We start from the raw sequence: 17,250 nt of genomic DNA on the forward strand, positions 1-17,250 counted from the left end.
CGTCCCGGCCTGCCTATTGATTGCGGAGCCGGTCGTATTCCTGCTTCATTTTGTCGGCGAACTGCTCCGGCGTGACGTCGCCCGCGACGAGCGCCGTGCCCGTCTTGCACATGACGTCCCACATGCCGTTCGGCAGATAGACGCGGTCGAAGTAAGGAAATACGCGAACGGAGCTGAATTGCTCGTAATATTTCGTGAATTCATGCTCGGACGTAATATCCTTGAGGCCCGGAGGCAGCTTCGTGGCGTTTGCGATCTTCGACATGTTCTCCGGCTTGGAGAAGAAGGCGATCAGTTTCTTCGACTCCTCCAGATGCTTGCCGTCCTTCCAGGCGCCCATCGTGTAGCGTTCGCCGCCGGAGAACGTCTGCGAATCGCCGTCGACCATCGTCGTGAGCGGCATGATGCCGATCTTCACGTCCTTGTTGACTTTGTAGACTTCGTCCGCGAACGAAGGAGCGCCGAAGACGAACGCGATCTTCCCTTGCGCGAAGCGCTGAGGCATATCCGTGTATTTCGCGGTCAGGACGTCTTTGTTGATATAGCCGTTCTTCTGCAAGTCGAGCAGCTTCTGGGCGAGCGGCGTCCATTTCTTCCAGTCGAACGAGCCGTCCAGCAGCGTCGACGCGTCGTTCGTGGCCGGGCTGATGTACTCGGAGGTGGCGTAGAGATCAAGGAATCCGCCGATCATGCCGTTATCGATGCCCGACATGAAGAACGGCGTCACGTCCCCGTTGCTGTCCGTTTTCAATTTCTTCGCGGCGTCCATCAGCTCCGCGAACGTCGTCGGCGGCGCGATGCCGTATTTGGCGAGCAAATCGGCGTTGTACGAGATGCCGTCCTTCGCCTCGCTCAGCACGAGCGCTTCGACCTTGCCGTCCTTGTTCGTGACCACCGGCTTGATCGTGTCGGTCAGATTAGGCGCCCAAGCCTCGTCCTTCAGGTCGGCCAGATACTTGTCGTAGCGGATGACGGCCCAACCGTGCGTATCGAACACGTCCGGCAGATCGTTCGCGGCCATCTTGACCTTCAGGATGTTCTCGTATTCCGCGCCGGGAAATTGAAATTCCACCTGTATGTTCGGGTTCTCTTTCGTGAAGTCCGCCGCGATCGATTTCATCATGTCCTGGTTCTTCAATTCTCCGATCGTGCTGTACACCGTCAGACGGACCTTCTCCCCGCCGTCCGTTTTGGGCGCGTTTGCCGTATCGTCGGTCTTGGGGGCGTTGCCGCCATCATTCGATGCCGCTTTGTTTCCGGAATCATTGCCGTTGCTGCCTGAACGCTCCGAGCACCCGACGAGTGCGGTCGAGACGATAAGCAATAGTGCGATAACGGTGAACCAAGTCTTCCTCATTCTTAGAATCCTCCCCAATTCGCTTTGGCCGGATTCGGCACCGTTCTTGCCTTCCGTTTCCGTTTCCAGTTTCATCTTAGCACCTCTGACAGCGCTTTCAAATGATCCAAATCTGCTGCCGCCGCGCTCATTTCTTTACCCGTGCTCCAACAATGTTTCGGAAGTCATGCGGCGATTCCCGTCTGCGGGAAACGGCGGAATGGTCAATGGGGATAACAAGAAAAGCCGCGGCGAAGAAGGCCGCGGCCACGATTGGAATTTCGCCGCTCGCTTACTTTTCCAGGCACGAGTAAACGATGTTTTTTAATCGGGGATGTACGTAAGGCTCCTGATTGTTCACCAAATGCTGCGCATACATAACGGTCAACTGCGATTCGGGATCGATGATCGCGAAGCTGCCTGCAGCGCCGCTCCAGCCGAATTCGCCGAGCGGGGACAAGGAGCCGCTGCCCGCTTCAGAGACATGGGTTCTTACGCCCAGCCCGTATCCGTAACCTGCGTGATGCGCCCAATTGTAATCTCCCCTCGTGCGCGCGGTCAGGTGATCGGTCCTCATCAGATCGATGCTGGCAGCGGACAGGATGCGCGCGCCTTCCGGGCTTGTGCCGCGATTGGTCAGCGCGTTAAGGAAGCGCGCATAATCGCTTACGGTCGACAGCAGGCCGGCTCCGCCGCTATCGAATTCCGAGCCGAGGCGGTACCAATTCCCGTCCATGCGGACCGCCTTGCCCAGCTCGTCCTTGTATTCGTATTGCGGAGCAAGACGGCCGAGCTGCGCTTCCGACAGGTGAAAGCCGGTGTCGGCCATGCTTAACGGACCGGTAATTTCATCGCGCACGTACAGGCTGAAGCGTCTTCCGTCGACCGCCTCCACAAGCGCCGCGAGAACGTCATGGCACAGACTGTAGTTCCACCGGGTCCCCGGTTCGAAAAGCAGCGGTTCTTGGGCGAGGGCCGTCGCAAACTCGCGGGTCGTCATCTTGCCGTCCGTGCGTTTCAATGCATCGCGCAAGGATGGGGAAGCGAGGTCGTAGGAGAAGCCGGCCGTCATCGTGAACAAGTCGCGAACCGTGATCGGATGCTGCGCCGGCTCCGTCGCATGTCCGCCGTCCTCCTGCTGCTTTCGCACGGTCATTTCGGTAAATTCCGGCAGGTATTCGGAGATCGGATCGCCGAGCAGAATCGCTCCCTTCTCCACCAGCTGAAGCGCGGCTACGCAGGTCATAATCTTCGTAAGCGAATAGAGATAGATAATTCTGTCCTCGTCGATGGGGATATTCGCTTCCAGATCGGCGCAGCCTGCACGGTAGCGGAAAACCGTCTCGTTCCGGTGCACGACCAGCACTTCCGCCCATGGAATGCGCCAAGCGGTGATGCGATCGATAAACTTCGAAAGCGGTGCAAAATCCATCATTCTTCATCCTCCTACTCTACTAAAAGATCTCTTACTATTATTGTTCAGGGGAGGCCCTTTCTGCAAACTCAAATCGTGTTACGCCGCACGATGTCAGCTTTAACCAAAATAGGATTGACAAGCGGAATAAAATCAAATAAAGTTTTCATGTCGAATTGATAATGATTATCACTATCAAGTGTATTATACCACGAAGGATATTTTGCAATGAAAACATGGTTTGTCCCTCTGCTCATGCTTGTTGTTGTCTTGGCCTTAAGCGCCTGCGGCAACAACGCAAACAATAACCGTTCGGCCGGAAACGCCAATGCCGGTGACGATCCGGCTTCCGTCAATAGATTAGTATGGAGCTAACGTTCGCCGTTATTTTATGCATTGACAATTTATTACACCTCATTTAGAATGGGATGTAAGTAAGTACTTGCATTATGAGGTGGGTAGATAAAATCATGAATGCCACTCCAACAACAAGCGAAAAAATATTACTGGCAACCATCAGCCTTATGGCGGAAAAAGGCTATGACAGCACAACGACCAAAGAAATCGCTCTGGCTGCAGGAGTGAATGAAGTCACTTTATTTCGGCATTTTGGAACGAAGGAGAAGCTGCTTGAGGCTGCCTTCAGTCAATTTCACTATGGCAATGAGATGACTATGCTCTTTAACGAGAGCCTTAAAGGACATCTCCATGAAGATCTGCTTGCCATAAGTCGAACGTATCATGCTATCATGAACCGGAACCGAGAGTTAATTTCAATCGCGCTTAAAGGAAGCAGCACTCTGCCCGACTCCGTTCTACAGGAGGCTTCGCGCAACCCGAAAAGCTTGAAAAATTTGCTCGTTGATTATCTAACCAGAATGTCATCAGAAGACAAAGCAGTTTCCTCAAACCCCGAGATCCAAGCATTGTCATTTATGTGGATGAATTACGGAGCTTTCATCAGTGGACTAAATACCAAAGAAGCCGTCTCAGAAAATACGCTGGACGAATTTATCGAAGAAAGCGTACGTTTATTTACTAAGGCGCTTAGCCCATAATTTCCGGACTCCAAGAGCAGCCCCGAAGAGGGCTTTTCTTACGACCTCATTGTAAGTATGTGCTTGCATTCATAAATGCAGCATTTACCCATATTCAATCTAACCATATGAAAGGTGAGATGCTGAATGGTTGCACCATTGTTTCCTTACGTAAAGAAGCGTCAACGAGTTCTTGGTCTAGAAATGTCCTACGTAGACGAAGGAGGCGGCGATCCGATTGTTTTTCTGCACGGCAACCCTACTTCCTCTTATCTCTGGCGTCAAATTATTCCTTATGCTCAAGATTTCGGTCGTTGCATTGCTCCGGACCTCATCGGAATGGGCGACTCCGATAAACTCCCCCATAGCAGTTCCGACTCTTATACATTCGTAGAGAATCGTCGCTATCTCGACACCCTATTGGAACAACTTGGCGTTAACGAACGGGTTACCTTTGTTGTGCACGATTGGGGATCGGCTCTGGCATTTGATTGGGCATATCGCCATCCGGAGGCCATTAAAGGCATCGCCTACATGGAGGGAATCATTAAACCTCGTAGTTGGAGCGAGATCCCGGAACGGGGACGGCTGATTTTTCAGGCGTTACGATCCGAGGAAGGTGAAAAGATGGTGTTAGAAAACAACTCTTTCATCGAGACCAACCTTCCAGTCGGCATACTGCGTAAGCTGACGGAGGAAGAGATGGATGAATATCGTCGGCCATTTTCGCTGCCTGGCGAAGGGCGCCGTCCGACGTTAACCTGGCCGCGACAACTTCCGTTCGACGGGGATCCGGCTGATGTGACGGACATTGTCAACGCGTATGGAGAGTGGCTTCCACAGAGCTCGTTTCCGAAGCTCTTTGTCAACTGCGCTCCAGGCACGATGCCGACATCCCATGTCGAGTTCTGCCGTACCTGGCCCATGCAAACGGAGATAATCGTCAGTGGGCTTCACTATCCGCAGGAAGATTCGCCTCATGAGATCGGCGCCGCACTTGCTGCCTGGTTAAAGGATTTATCATAGCCGATTAATCGCACTCACCTGTCCGTTACTTTATTTTCCCTCATCAGCATGTTGGTGAGAGAAATACAAGAAAAGTGCAGTTTGAAAACACCACGCTGCTATGATAATGCCAGGATGGAAAGCTTTTTTGCTACGCTGAAGAAAGAAAAGCTGTACAAGATTAAAACCGAGCACTACCCGATGGCTGAGATAAAATCCATTATCTTCAGGTACATCATGGTTTACTACAACAGGCGCCGGATCTACACCTCTATTCCAGGGGGCTGCCCCCCAGCCCTTTATCGCGAACGACTGATGTTAAAGGCAGCTTAGCAATGGTTTTCTGCATGAGGGCCCGTGCCGCTCATGCTTTGAATGGCGCCACGTTTAGCCAGGCTCGCTCGGAAAGCTTGGCTCGTGAACTGACTGCCTCGATCGCTGTGATAGATCATTCCGCGAGCATTTCTTGCTTTACAGGCACTCTCGAAGGCTTGGATGCAGAGCTCCTTACGCATATTGTCATCCATGGCTAGGCCTACGATTTCGCCATTAAAACAATCCATTACAGCTGACAAGTAAAGCTTGCCATCTGAACAAGGGACTTCAGTGATATCCGAGAGCCACTTTGCGTTGGGTGCGGAGGAGCTGAAGTCTAGGGTTCTTCGCTTTCGCCAATCCTGTAACGTGTGGTAGGCGAGGCCTATTTTATATTGATTACTTTTTAGAGATGTTTAGGTCATTCAACACATGTACTTTAGCTATGGTACACTAAAATAGTAATCCTTCTTCTTTAATTTAGTCTTGGCTTACCTCCGCTGCATTGTGTTCCAACTGTTTACGAATACCTTCACGGTCGATCTGAATCCAATATTCAACGATTTTGTCATTAGCAATCCTATATACGGCGCTCGCGATTTCAATGATTGGCTTCCCAGTCGGCGCAAATCCTTCGACTTCTCCAACATGCATCCCTGTTTGCTTCCACCTAACATAGACACGATCCTCAGAGGCGAGAAACTCTTTGATCTGCAGTTGGAATGCCCCGTATGCCTTCATCATATCCCGGACATGGTCCGCATAATTTTGTGGCGACCGTTCAACAGTCTGCTCATTCTCCGCTGTCACCTGATGTGCAGCGACGCATCCTGCCATATAGGAATGTGCCGCATCAGGGTCAAGACCGGAACGTACACGCGCGAAAAATTCTTCAACGATTTCTGCTGCTTTCATGCCTTTACACCTCTTTTTATTGTATCTCTTAATTATAAAGTAAAGTATCGTTCTTCTTTCACTTATCAACTATTTCATTATAACGTTTTGGTGAACTTCTAAATTCGTAATACCTATGGTATTCATGAAGTGATCAAACTATCCTGCTCGTTAGCGTAATGAAGGGCTGCCGGATTGGCAGCCCTCATGGTGTTCAATTAACGTTCCCCGTTTAGTTCAATCTCATTTTCTGTATTTATAATATATCTCTGGTTTCATCCACATCCACGTACAGTACTTGTTACCTTCAGCGATGATAAATCTATCAAACCAAAGTTCAAAGTTCGCATTCAATGAAGAAGGATTTCTGCGAACATCTGCTAATTCACACCAATACAAATTGGTGTAGTCTCGTCCACAAACAGAATTTGTATCAATAAAAAGGAACTCTTCGCCCTCCTCCACTGCTACCGGTATCCATCCCTTTGGAAGTAAATCATCATATACAGAATAAAGCTCATCAATTCTTTCTAAACTCAGTAATTCAATCCCCCCGCCGTATTCTGGAGATGCAAATAGTGAGCCGCCATCGTGAATCCTTAAGAACTCTAAGTAATCCTCAGGAAGTGTAATTGACCACTTAGTCATATAGTTATTAATCTCACTTTGGGTTGCAGGTGGGTTAAAAGTAAATTTTACCTCACTATAACTTCCTTCAGCTGTGAATCTGAGAGTAATTCCCTCTTTAGTTAACCGATTCTTTAAACTTTCCAAACTTTTCATAATTACTGAATCCATTATTTCTCACCTCTTTAACTTTCATTATATGAATTAATAAATCCCTTTTGATGCCTGTCATAAACATAACCTGCCCGTTAGCTGAACATAGATAGCCAATCATCTTGTTAATATAATTTGAGCATTTTTAGACCCCATTGAAACGTATCCACTTTTCGTCCATCCTTGAGCACGAATATCAAGTTGGTCGGCACGTTATCATTAATGATAATCCTTTTATAAGCCGTACTTTCATACTTGGCTTGACCATCCGATACTTCGATTCGGTGCCCGATCGCTCCATCTGTTTCTGATTTGTTTTCCGTACGGGGGTGGATAATTACATAGGAGCGTTTGACGAGCCCGTTGCTTGATCTACCGAAATTCTGGTCTACAATAACAAGAACTATCTCACCATCCTTGTTCGCTTGAAAGACGTAGTAGTAAGGACTCGTCTGAAGCAAGTCAGTAAATCCGACTCCAAGCCTCTTAACGTTTGATGCATGTAGTTCCTTTGCAACATCATGTGTCTTGGGAATAGGATGATAAGTCATCCGCCATTCAAAATATCGGTATCCGAAAAAGGGGATCGCAAGCAGAGATAAGACGATAATTGATATTATGGCAAGCCGTTTCGACATGCTCCTTCTCCTTTGTATTTATATCTTCATGAGTATCCCTTAATAAATTCAACTATTCTGCCAGATGGGTTCAACTAACGTTCCCCGTCCCTCGGTTATAAGGGTTTATCTCACATATACTCACTCATTCGCAGGATTTCATCACCTTGGATTCAGGAGAATCTAAAGGAATGTATGACACTCATGCTGGTGGGCTTGGTCTTGGGTATGCGGGAATAGAGGAATGCTCAGGAATTATTCCCCAAATGCCTTCTACTGCACGCATACTCCACATTAACCTTAGAGGTTCACCCTCCCACAACTCAACGGGTCAATGCCCTTACATTCCTTCGTTATACCTGTCCAAGGTGTGGAGACCGATAGCGTTTAGCGGATGGGTCAGAGCCCTTATGGGGAACGAACTCGGTCCTCCGTGCTTTCTTTGTGAAATCCCGCGAATGAGTCATTATACGTGATGCTTCTTCATTAAGCTGCTTCTGTCCAGGCTCGAACGGTTTTCTCTGGCGTGAACTTTTCTCCTCGTTGCACAATACCGACTAGAATTCGGGCAAGCTTCCCAATTAACTTAAATATGGATTGCTGCTTTTTCATCTTCTTTTCTTGCACATTGTTCTCATGCAGATGACGGAACACGGGGTTATTCCAAACGAGTTGAACCGTTGCAAGATAGAGATATTTTCGTAAGGCAGAGTCTCCTCGTTTCGAAAGAACTATGCGTCCTTTTCGCTTTCCAGATGTACTTTCAGCCAGATTCAAGCCAGCCTTCCGTAGTACCTGTCGGCCATGTGCATACTGTCTTAAATCTCCTGTCCCAGCTAAAATGGCCGCAGTGAAGATCTTCCCGAGACCTTTTATGGTGCGAAGCTGTTGTGCCATTGGAATCTCAGAAAGCAGAGCTTCAATGTTCTTTTCAATCTGTTCAAGCATGCTGGTGACGCGCTCAAATTCTTCAATGAGCCGTTGTAAATCTGCCTTCGCTTCTTCTTCAGCAGTTCGTTCTCCCACACTCCGTTTCGCTTGTGCGATGAGCTGCGCGGCCTTCTCTATCCCCGTAGAACCGCCAGCGCGCTGCATATGGACTCGCCAGGCATCGATGATGTCCGGTACCGTATACGTCTCCAAATCTCGTGGACAAGGGAACGTCTTCAGGGTCGCCAATGACCGCTTACAGGTCCAATCTTTGAATACAGTCGAATATTCGGGAAAACGGATATCCAGCCAGCGTACGATCCGATTCTGCAGTCGTATACTGTTCGTCACCCAAAATTCTCGATCACTCATCATCGTCCGTAACCGTTGGAACTCAAGCGGTTGACGCGTGTACTCGTAGTAGAAGCCCCGACTTACAGCGTCTGCGATGATAAGCGCATCTTTGGGATCGTTTTTTGATGGACTGTTATCCCGGTTTTCTTTGTTTCGCTTGGTCGTAGCAGGGTTAACCATGACCACGTGTAATTTCCGATCTGCTAACCAGTTGGCCAGATTAAACCAGTAGTGGCCGGTCGGCTCCATGCCGATGATGAGCTTCTTCAATCGATGTTTCTGCTGTAACTCCGTCATCCAGCGGTTCAACTTTTCAAAGCCTTCCAAGCTATTTGAGAATGAGAGATGCCGTTTGGAAACCACGATTCCTCGGAAATTCGTAGCTTGTGCGACATGCGTTTCTTTGGCCATGTCGATTCCTACGACGAGATGCGAGGTGGTAATTCGTTCAATCCGTTGATTTTGTACGTCTGATTGCTTAAACTTCATAGTAAGAGCGCCTCCTTGATGTGTTGTCGACAAACCCATCATACTGAGGCGCTCCTTTTTTTACAAAGCCCATTTCTTAGGCTCAACAGGAATGTTTAGCTTAATCATGATCAGTATCGTACATCATAACCATTCCTTAATCCATAACGCAGAATGGGGCTATTCTTTAGATATCGTTCCAACAACTTTTTTTGTATTGCCATCTACAAATATCACATGATTTTTATCAAACGTTACTTTATACAAATTCTCTATTCTTTTCGGCTCAGCACCTTCAGGAATGGAATATTCATTAATCATTTCATCGAATTTAATTTTTGTTACTTCTGCATTTTTCCATACCAGATTTAATTGTTGCTTATCTTGATTGGAAATACTGTTCAATGCTACTTCACGAATAGCATTTAAATCATCCGATTTTGAATTGACGTTAGAACAGCCGCTTGCGAGGGTCATCGACAACACTAAAAAAACTAAAATATAAATTGCTTTCACGCTCTTTATTACCCCCAATCCCCAATGCTTGACATTTGATATTATAGACGTTGGATTAAGTAGCAATGTTGCGTTATTCTGCCCTTTAGTTGAGCGGCGGCGGAATTCTATATGGGGTCCGCCGCCATTGAATACTTAAAAGAATCGTCGATAAAGCTCTCTCCGACGTTCGCCGCGGAGCTGTGCGTAAATTTGAGTGGTCGATGTTTTCTCATGACCGAGCATACCTTGGATGAAATCTAAGGGGGCACCGTTATCAAGAAGCTGGCATGCATATGTATGTCGAAAGCGATGCGGATATACGTTCGCTTCAATTTCTCCCCGATCTGCAAGCCGTTTTAAGGCCCATCTAATCGTGGGTATAGCCATTCGTCTTGTTGGATGCGTATCGGTAACAAATAAGGCTTTGCAGGAGTCCTCGCGGCTGGTCAGGTACTTCTTTAACCATACTTTGCACTCTGTCGTAAAGTAAACTTCTCTTTGCTTCGATCCCTTGCCATTAACGATTGCTGAGCAGTTCTCCCAGTTCAGGTCCTCGATGTTGATCTTCTCCACCTCTCCAACCCGGCAGCCGGTGCTGTATAGAAACTCCAGCAGCGCTCTTTCCCTGAGTGACTGACAAGAGATCTTTAAGTGTATGACGTCTTCCTCAATCAAAAACTTTGGAATGCGCTTATCTATTTTCGGTTCTCTTAGTTTTAGAGAAGGATTTGAAGTCAGATAAGTCTCTTCATAAGCGTAACGGAAAAGAGAACGAACAAACCGAATTCGATGACCCAGGCTGCTTGGCTTCAAACGATCAGCTTGTTTTGCTAAGTACAAGTGCATCTTTTGGGTCATTCTTCGATTGGCAGTTGTCGCGGTTTTCTTTGTTGCGCTTGGTTGTTGCAGGATTAACGATTACGACGTGCAATCCTTTACTGGTAAGCCAGTTGGCCAAGTTCCACCAAAATGCCCCGTTGGCTCCATACCAATAATTACGCTGCTTAAACGGTGCTTTTGCTGAATTCCCTCCATCCACCGTTGCAACTTTTCAAAGCCCTCAATGGTGTTGTTAAACGATAGATGTCGATTCGTTAGCACGATTCCTCGGAAATTCGTAGCTTGTGCGACATGCGTTTCTTTAGCCATGTCGATTCCTACAACGAGATGGGTAATTTGTTCGATCCGTTGATTTTGTGCATCTGATTGCTTAAACTTCATAGTAAGAGCGCCTCCTTGATGAGTAGTGGACAAACCCATCATACCGAGGCGCTCCTTTTTTGACAAAGGCCATTTCTTAGCCTTAACAGGAATGTTTAGTTGAACAAAGGCTGCCAAGTGGCAGCCTTTGTGATGTGGAGCTCATTGTCCCCCGTTAGAATAAAGAACTTTATTTACACTCAGCTGCTCACTTGAAGGAGCTGATTAAAGAACTTTATTTTGCGTTAAAGAACTTAATTTTCAATTAAAGAACTTTATTTCCCCTCATCAGCATGCCGTTAGCGTTGTAACCGCTATCGTCTTTGTAATGTAACTGTAATATTTCCTTCATGTTCCTTTCAGAATCGGATTCTATAATAAACACATGACCCCCCTTTATTATATATTTTCTCTCTTGCGCCTGCGGATATTGCCGCAGGCCTCTTTGTTTTTAAAGGCTTTTTACGGCTCACGGCCGTCTCCATAACAAAAAAACGCGGCAGCAGCCGCGCTTTCTATTAACGTCCTCTATCACTCTACGATTGCATGCTCGATTTCAGCAGCGCATATAATTACATATTTCTTACACAGATGCAAAGCTGCTTCTATGATCCAAGCCAACCAAAACGATCATCGCAACTCCAACCACGCTTACGAATCCAGTTCACGCTATTCGCCCCATTCGGCTGCTTTTTGAAACGTAACGAATCCCACACACGCTATTTAGTTGAAATGCTCTCAAAAAGCCATCATATGGCCCCTTTGTGCTGAAATAAGGCGCGTCAGATTCGTTAGCACGTCTCAAGTGACAATTTGGTCCGAATAAGGTGCATACGATTCGTTAGGGCTTCGTTAGAGCTTCGTTAGGACTTCGCTAACGCTTTTGCCGCGTCCGCGAACTTCCTCGCACGCTCTTCCAACAGGTCGAAGCGGCCGCTGCGTACCCAGTCGAGATTAACGAGCTTGCTGCCCATGCCGACCGCGCAAGCGCCTGCTTTGAAGTAATCGGCGATGTTGTCGAGGTCGACGCCGCCCGTTGCGAGCATCGGGATTTTGTCTAACGGCGCGCGAATTTCGGACAGGTACTTCCAGCCGAGCGTGCCCATCGGGAAGATCTTCACCGCTTCCGCGCCGGCTTTCCAGGCGCGAACGATTTCCGTCGGCGTCATGACGCCGGGCCATACCGGAACGCCGGTCTTCAAGCCGTAATCGACGACGGCTTCGTCGAGATTCGGGGAAATCAGGAATTGCGAGCCGGCCGCAATCGCTTCCTTCGCCATCTCCAGATCAAGCACCGTGCCTGCGCCGATGCCCGCTCGATCGCCGTACTTCTCGCGCCAGCGGCTGATCATGCCTGCCGCGCCTTCCGTGTTCATCGTAATCTCCATCAGCGTGATGCCGCCGTTCAGCAGCGCCTCCGCCGCTTGGTCTGCATACTGGTCCTCGATGTAACGAAAAATAGCGACGATCTTCTCTTGCTGCAATCTTTCAAGCATTACGCTCACCGTACAGCCTCCATTCATTTGTGCCAACCTGTATGAATTAAGACGCGCGTTTCCGCGCTGCATAACTTATACCCATTGTAGAACGAGCCTGCGGCCAAATCAATCCAGATCGCGCCAATAATCTTGCAATATACGGACAAATACGTTCGGAAAAGCGAGCGTCCGCATCTCTTCCGGTCCGATCCACCTATAATTGGCCGGCGCCGGGCCTTCTCCGTAAGCAGCGAGAGCTTCCGAAGCAGCGGCCGGATATTCGCCAGTTCCGCCTGATCCCACTGCCGTTCCAGCAGCCTCCGACTGCCAGAAGCCGAATTCCGCCCGATACACCTGCATGTCCCACACGATGTGGCTGAACACATGATCCGTCTCGCCCCACCATGAATCCGGCCGAACGAGCAAGCCTTCCTCTGCCGACAGTGCACGGCTGAGGAAATCCGCCATCGCCGAGCGGCGGTCCGTCGAGGCAGCCCCAGCTGCCTGTACGTTCAAGACGCCGCCGTCCGCATGATTAGCAGCCGGCTCCGCCGGGAAGGCCAGCTCCAATCCGGCTGCCGTCTCCATCACGCCGTCATCGGCGGCGGCGAATCCCGCAGCCGATGACGCTTCCCCTACGGCTGCAGCAGGTTTGCCGCGGCCGCGCCGCTTGGCCGGCGCAGCCGCGGCCAGCGCTTCAGGCGCGAGCACATGCGGCAGCTCCCACATTTGCGCGAGCAAGCCGCTCTCCGGCCGCTGGCGCACGAGCAGCTTACCGGCCAGCTCGGCGCTGCCGGTAATAAGCGCGGCAATCCGCGTCTCCCGCCGCGGCGGCTTCGCCTTCGTCTTGATCGGCAGCACATGCTCCTTGCCTGCCATGCGGCCTTCGCAGTGCATCATCACCGGGCAGGTCAAGCAGCCCGGCGACTTCGGCGTGCACACGAGCGCGCCGAGTTCCATCAGCGCCTGGTTGAAGTCGCCCGCCGAGCCTTCCGGAATGAGCGATGCCGCCAGTTTCTCGATGTTCACGCGCGTCGCAGGCTTCGCAATATCTTCCTCCAGGCAGAAGTACCGCGACAGCACGCGCATGACATTGCCGTCGACCGCCGGCTCCGGCCGGTTGAACGCAATGCTCATGATCGCTCCGGTCGTGTACGGCCCGACGCCCCGAAGAGCGGACACGGCTTCTTTGTCGTCCGGCACGATGCCCCCGTGACGGGTCAGCACCTCGCGGGCGCCTGCCTGCAAATTGCGGGCACGGGAATAATAGCCGAGCCCTTCCCAGCATTTCAGTACGTCCGGTTCCGGCGCGTTCGCGAGCGCGGCGGCCGACGGAAATTTCTCCATGAACCGCTCATAGTAAGGAATCACGGTATCGACGCGCGTCTGCTGCAGCATGATTTCCGATACCCAAACTCTGTACGGGTCGCGGTTCATGCGCCAAGGCAGGTCCCGTTTATTGGCCAAATACCAGTGCAGCAGCTCCCTGCTGAAATAGCTTGCCGCTTCCGTTGTCATACCGATCCCTCCGTTCCTTCAACGCCTTTCGGGGCCGAATGGAAAATATGCCGATACCGGCTTGGGGTAACGCCGATATGCTGCTTGAAAATACGGGAAAAATAATGATTCTGCATGCCGACTTTCCGAGCGACATCCGTAATGCTGAGCTCCTGATCCTCGAGCAGCGTCCTCGCGAGCTCCAGCCTTCGGATATTCACGTACTGTGCCGGCGCGTATCCGACGATGCTTTTGAAGTAACCGATAAAATAGTTCGGGTGAAGGTACACGAGCCGGGCTAGATCCTCGATTGCAATCGCCTCGGACAGATGCTCTTCGATGTATTCAAGCACGCGGTCGACTTTCTCAAGCGGTTCGATGGCGTTCAGCGTCGATTCGTCGATGCCGCCGTATTCTAGGAAACACGCAAGCAGCTCGAACATCGAAGCCCGAATTCGCAGTTCCCGCGTAAGCTGCGTGGAGCGGAAGGCCGCGAGCAGCTGCTCGAACAGTAGCTTCATGCGTTCCTGTTCCTCATCCTTAGGGACGACGCAGATCGGCAGCTGCAGCAGATCGAACACTTCCATGTCTCCGATGGGAGCCCGGAAGTGGCACCAATACAAGCTGACCGCCACATCGACGTGCGCTTCAAGCGCCGGGAATGCGCTCGGAGGAACAAGCATGAGCTGCCCCGGCTTCATCTCCATTGTCCGGCCGCCGAATGTCAGCAGTCCTTCCCCTTCTTGAATGAGCCAGATCCGATAGATCTCCGGCGTTAAATACGTATGATTTCCCGGAGGAGTGCTCGAGTAAGCGGCCATGGATACTTCGGCTTGAAACCGGTGAAAATAATTTTGAATGATCGTCCTATAAGTAAGTTTCATTTGGAACTCCAAATTAATCAAAATATGAGCATGTAATCAAATACGCTCTATTATATCGCAACGGCTCGATAGGAACTACCTGGATTGTATTTACAATTATTTCCTGGACTTCATGGTCGAAATTCACTCGCTCGATATAGCATCTTAATGACAGGAGGCTCTCCGCCTATGCTGCGCCCCGCATCTCATGCCGCTTGCTTCGGACATTTGCGCAAACTAATGCTTCTAACGCCCGCTGCCCTGCTGCTGCTAGGCGGCTGCGGTTCAGTTTCCAAGATGACGACAGGATCAGTAGATACGCCCCAGGCATTCAGATCCAATTGCGTGTCCTGCCACGGCACCGACCTGCAGGGACGCATGGGGCCGGCCACGAACTTAACGCAAGTCGGGAAGCGGATGTCCAAGTCGCAGATCGCGGCGCAAATCCAGAAAGGCGGCGGAGGCATGCCCGCATTCTCCGGCAGGCTGACGAGTTCCCAGATCGAGGAGCTGGCCTCCTGGCTGAGCGCCAAAAGGTAACAAAGAGACATAACAAAGAGACCCTCATGCATCGGCGTGAGCAGCCGTACACGAGGGTCTTTTTCCGTCCGAATCCAAACGGTACATAGGTTATACGCGTTACGCCGGTTACAATTCCATTGCCCGCCGCTTGTCGTCCGACCGTTTCATCTGGGGCAAACCCATGCCGAGCGTCCCCTGGTACGTCCATTTGGCGTCGCCCATTACGGGATGCCGCGGAAACAGGTCGCCTTGAAGCAGCGGGAGCGAGCCGCCCCACATATTCCCGTACAACCCATCCAGCGGCACGACCTGCCCGCTCCTGAATATCCGTTTCGACAGCAGCTCCGGTTTCAATCCCATTCGCAGCCGCCCCCTTCCGCCCGGTTTTGTTACGTTTTATTCCAATTATGGGCAAAAGGTACCGCGGATATGCAGACGTTTTCAATTCATGCGTTCCACGATGACGTAAGCGGAGGCTAATGCATGATCGTGCGAGATGGATACGTGAACGGCAACGTCCGGTTCATGCATGCCAAGCCGGTTCCAAGCTTCCGCCGACAGACGGCAGAGCGGCTTGCCGCTGCTCTCGCGGCCGATCTCGATGTCCTGAAAACCGAGCGTGCCGCCAATGCCGCAGCCGAACGCTTTGGAGACGGCTTCCTTGACGGCGAACCGGCCGCCGACGAATTCAACGAAGCGCCGGCCGCTGTAGGCCGCGGCCATATCCCGCTCGCGTTCGGTCAGGATCCGCTCCTGAAACCGCGCGCCGGCCGAGCCGCGCAATGCTTTCTCGATCCGCTCCAACGAAGCGAGATCATGTCCGATTCCGATAATCAAACTCTCTCAACCGCCTCACTTAAACGACGACGCCGATGAGCGCCAGTCTAAAATTCGTTCCCCTGCATTCCGGCCGATCGCCGTGAATGACTTCAAGCTCGAACCGGTGCGTACCGGGCGCCAAGTCGTCACCCAGGAAGCAGCTGCGGAACCAGCCTTCGTCGCCGCACCAATCCGGCCGTTCTCTGCTCGCGGTCACCCATTCCCCGCCGTCGAACCGATAACGGAACTCCGCCGATGTTTTGCCGAAATCGAAGCCGAGGGATAACCCCCGCCCGTTGAAGGAAAAAGCCAGCTTCGCGCCGACCGCCGCCGTTTCCAGCACTTGATCGATCCATTCGTAATAGGGCCAGCGGCGTATCGTCCAAGGTCCTTCCGTCTCCGCCGCGGCAAGAGGCAGAATCCCGGCCTCGCCCCAATGCGCCGGATTCAGCGGCAATGGCAAAGCCTGTCCGGCAGCGCCATAGGAAGACGAACGCGCCGCGTCGCCGCTGCGACCGTCGCCCAGCAACTCTGTCTCCAAGTACGCAATAATGCTTTGACCGTAGCTCAAACTGCCTCGGCTCGTCGGATGCAAGCCGTCCGGCAGCCATTCTTCCCAGCGCATGCGGCCTTTGCGCACTTCTTCCAGCGCATGGAGTCCCATCCAGACGGAGCCGGTGCCGTAATGATCCGCGAGCGCTTCCAGCCCTGCTATCGAATCCGGAACGCCGCCTTCTAGCATCGCCCCGTACATGTCCTGCATATACGTATGCGCCAAGACGACATCCCGCTTGCCGTCCGCCAGCAGCTTGCGGAGAAGGCCTTCGCGCGTCCGGCTGCGTTTCTCGGCAGGCTCGCCTTGGTCGTTCACGGCATAGTCGATGAACACCAGCTGACAGCCGCGGTCGATCAGGTCCCGCTTCGCCCGGAAGACGGCGAGCTCGCTGCCCGTTGCGCCGATGGCGGCATTCTCGACGACGATTCTCGCATGCGGAAACTGGTCGACGAGCCAGCTGACGACCGGCTCCGGCCAATTGTGCCGCGGACGGGCGTCGGTGATCGACCCGCCGATGAAGCCAACGGTCAGTTGGCCTTCCGACAGTGCTTGCAAGGTATGGATGAGCGGATTGCGATGATGCCAAACAGCTGGATTCATAGTACGGCTACCTCCCCATATTGAAACAACTGCCCTTATCATAACAAAAAAAAGCAGCCGGCAGTAT

Annotated in this window: 20 protein-coding genes and 1 pseudogene; 5 read left to right on the forward strand and 16 right to left on the reverse strand. The window is 51.4% G+C overall.

The features are described from left to right. Nucleotides 1-13: 13 nt before the first annotated feature. Together GZH47_RS08930 and GZH47_RS08935 are read right to left on the reverse strand one after the other, a co-directional pair. Nucleotides 14-1,432 (reverse strand): ABC transporter substrate-binding protein, encoded by a 1,419-nt coding sequence (locus GZH47_RS08930; protein ID WP_225446406.1) that lies wholly within the window; start codon nucleotides 1,430-1,432, stop codon nucleotides 14-16. Nucleotides 1,433-1,628: 196 nt separating this feature from the next. Next, entirely contained in the window at nucleotides 1,629-2,771 is a 1,143-nt protein-coding gene (locus tag GZH47_RS08935; RefSeq protein ID WP_225446407.1) for a serine hydrolase domain-containing protein, read from the reverse strand. A 207-nt stretch (nucleotides 2,772-2,978) separates the two neighbouring features. On the opposite strand from GZH47_RS08935, the gene GZH47_RS08940 reads away from it, so the two are divergent. The 4 genes from GZH47_RS08940 to GZH47_RS34595 all read left to right on the forward strand — a co-directional run bounded on the left by GZH47_RS08940 (nucleotide 2,979) and on the right by GZH47_RS34595 (nucleotide 5,125). Beyond that, on the forward strand, nucleotides 2,979-3,125 hold the full coding sequence (locus GZH47_RS08940) for a hypothetical protein (protein WP_162639774.1): 147 nt from the start codon (nucleotides 2,979-2,981) through the stop codon (nucleotides 3,123-3,125). Between the two features lie 95 nt (nucleotides 3,126-3,220). Further along, nucleotides 3,221-3,808 (forward strand): TetR/AcrR family transcriptional regulator, encoded by a 588-nt coding sequence (locus GZH47_RS08945; protein WP_162639775.1) that lies wholly within the window; start codon nucleotides 3,221-3,223, stop codon nucleotides 3,806-3,808. 126 nt (nucleotides 3,809-3,934) lie between these two features. Then, on the forward strand, nucleotides 3,935-4,813 hold the full coding sequence (locus GZH47_RS08950) for a haloalkane dehalogenase (protein ID WP_162639776.1): 879 nt from the start codon (nucleotides 3,935-3,937) through the stop codon (nucleotides 4,811-4,813). Nucleotides 4,814-4,927: 114 nt separating this feature from the next. Then, nucleotides 4,928-5,125: an IS3 family transposase gene (locus GZH47_RS34595; RefSeq protein ID WP_162645144.1), complete on the forward strand. Its 198-nt coding sequence runs from the start codon at nucleotides 4,928-4,930 to the stop codon at nucleotides 5,123-5,125. Here the strand turns inward: GZH47_RS34595 and GZH47_RS34600 are convergent. The 11 genes and pseudogenes from GZH47_RS34600 to GZH47_RS09010 all read right to left on the reverse strand — a co-directional run bounded on the left by GZH47_RS34600 (nucleotide 5,122) and on the right by GZH47_RS09010 (nucleotide 14,707). After that, nucleotides 5,122-5,496 carry a DDE-type integrase/transposase/recombinase gene (locus GZH47_RS34600; protein ID WP_162645145.1) on the reverse strand — a complete coding sequence of 125 codons (375 nt, stop codon included), beginning with the start codon at nucleotides 5,494-5,496 and terminating at the stop codon, nucleotides 5,122-5,124. The genes GZH47_RS34595 and GZH47_RS34600 overlap by 4 nt on opposite strands. 91 nt (nucleotides 5,497-5,587) lie before the next feature. After that, nucleotides 5,588-6,022: an ester cyclase gene (locus GZH47_RS08965; protein WP_162639777.1), complete on the reverse strand. Its 435-nt coding sequence runs from the start codon at nucleotides 6,020-6,022 to the stop codon at nucleotides 5,588-5,590. A 222-nt stretch (nucleotides 6,023-6,244) separates the two neighbouring features. Then, complete coding sequence (locus tag GZH47_RS08970; protein ID WP_162639778.1) at nucleotides 6,245-6,799, reverse strand: SMI1/KNR4 family protein; 555 nt, start codon at nucleotides 6,797-6,799, stop codon at nucleotides 6,245-6,247. A gap of 107 nt (nucleotides 6,800-6,906) precedes the next feature. After that, nucleotides 6,907-7,419, reverse strand: a complete 513-nt coding sequence (locus GZH47_RS08975) for a hypothetical protein (protein ID WP_162639779.1) — start codon at nucleotides 7,417-7,419, stop codon at nucleotides 6,907-6,909. A gap of 465 nt (nucleotides 7,420-7,884) precedes the next feature. Beyond that, nucleotides 7,885-9,171: an IS110 family RNA-guided transposase gene (locus GZH47_RS08980; protein WP_162639780.1), complete on the reverse strand. Its 1,287-nt coding sequence runs from the start codon at nucleotides 9,169-9,171 to the stop codon at nucleotides 7,885-7,887. A 159-nt stretch (nucleotides 9,172-9,330) separates the two neighbouring features. Further along, the gene (locus tag GZH47_RS08985; protein ID WP_162639781.1) at nucleotides 9,331-9,666 is read right to left on the reverse strand and encodes a hypothetical protein; all 336 of its coding nucleotides are present in this window, start codon (nucleotides 9,664-9,666) and stop codon (nucleotides 9,331-9,333) included. Nucleotides 9,667-9,801: 135 nt separating this feature from the next. After that, nucleotides 9,802-10,494 (reverse strand): tyrosine-type recombinase/integrase, encoded by a 693-nt coding sequence (locus tag GZH47_RS08990; protein WP_225446408.1) that lies wholly within the window; start codon nucleotides 10,492-10,494, stop codon nucleotides 9,802-9,804. Then, a pseudogene (locus GZH47_RS08995) lies at nucleotides 10,478-10,869 on the reverse strand (IS110 family transposase); the annotation flags it as partial. The gene GZH47_RS08990 and the pseudogene GZH47_RS08995, both read right to left, overlap by 17 nt. An 842-nt stretch (nucleotides 10,870-11,711) precedes the next feature. Continuing rightward, nucleotides 11,712-12,353 (reverse strand): bifunctional 4-hydroxy-2-oxoglutarate aldolase/2-dehydro-3-deoxy-phosphogluconate aldolase, encoded by a 642-nt coding sequence (locus GZH47_RS09000; RefSeq protein ID WP_162639783.1) that lies wholly within the window; start codon nucleotides 12,351-12,353, stop codon nucleotides 11,712-11,714. A 99-nt stretch (nucleotides 12,354-12,452) separates the two neighbouring features. Further along, on the reverse strand, nucleotides 12,453-13,844 hold the full coding sequence (gene mutY, locus GZH47_RS09005) for an A/G-specific adenine glycosylase (protein ID WP_162639784.1): 1,392 nt from the start codon (nucleotides 13,842-13,844) through the stop codon (nucleotides 12,453-12,455). Next, complete coding sequence (locus GZH47_RS09010; protein ID WP_162639785.1) at nucleotides 13,841-14,707, reverse strand: AraC family transcriptional regulator; 867 nt, start codon at nucleotides 14,705-14,707, stop codon at nucleotides 13,841-13,843. The genes mutY and GZH47_RS09010 overlap by 4 nt, the downstream gene beginning before the upstream one ends. Before the next feature lie 168 nt (nucleotides 14,708-14,875). Between GZH47_RS09010 and GZH47_RS09015 the strand changes: the two genes are divergently transcribed. Continuing rightward, nucleotides 14,876-15,226 (forward strand): c-type cytochrome, encoded by a 351-nt coding sequence (locus tag GZH47_RS09015; protein WP_162639786.1) that lies wholly within the window; start codon nucleotides 14,876-14,878, stop codon nucleotides 15,224-15,226. Nucleotides 15,227-15,334: 108 nt separating this feature from the next. On the opposite strand, the gene GZH47_RS09020 is transcribed toward GZH47_RS09015, so the two are convergent. The 3 genes from GZH47_RS09020 to GZH47_RS09030 form a co-directional block, all read right to left on the reverse strand. Beyond that, nucleotides 15,335-15,568, reverse strand: a complete 234-nt coding sequence (locus GZH47_RS09020; protein ID WP_162639787.1) for a hypothetical protein — start codon at nucleotides 15,566-15,568, stop codon at nucleotides 15,335-15,337. An 81-nt stretch (nucleotides 15,569-15,649) separates the two neighbouring features. Beyond that, the gene (acpS, locus tag GZH47_RS09025; RefSeq protein WP_162639788.1) at nucleotides 15,650-16,045 is read right to left on the reverse strand and encodes a holo-ACP synthase; all 396 of its coding nucleotides are present in this window, start codon (nucleotides 16,043-16,045) and stop codon (nucleotides 15,650-15,652) included. 19 nt (nucleotides 16,046-16,064) lie between these two features. Further along, the gene (locus GZH47_RS09030; protein ID WP_162639789.1) at nucleotides 16,065-17,183 is read right to left on the reverse strand and encodes an SGNH/GDSL hydrolase family protein; all 1,119 of its coding nucleotides are present in this window, start codon (nucleotides 17,181-17,183) and stop codon (nucleotides 16,065-16,067) included. Between the last annotated feature and the right edge of the window lie 67 nt (nucleotides 17,184-17,250).

The sequence above is a fragment of the Paenibacillus rhizovicinus genome, assembly GCF_010365285.1.
Classification (GTDB): Bacteria; Bacillota; Bacilli; order Paenibacillales; family Paenibacillaceae; genus Paenibacillus_Z; species Paenibacillus_Z rhizovicinus.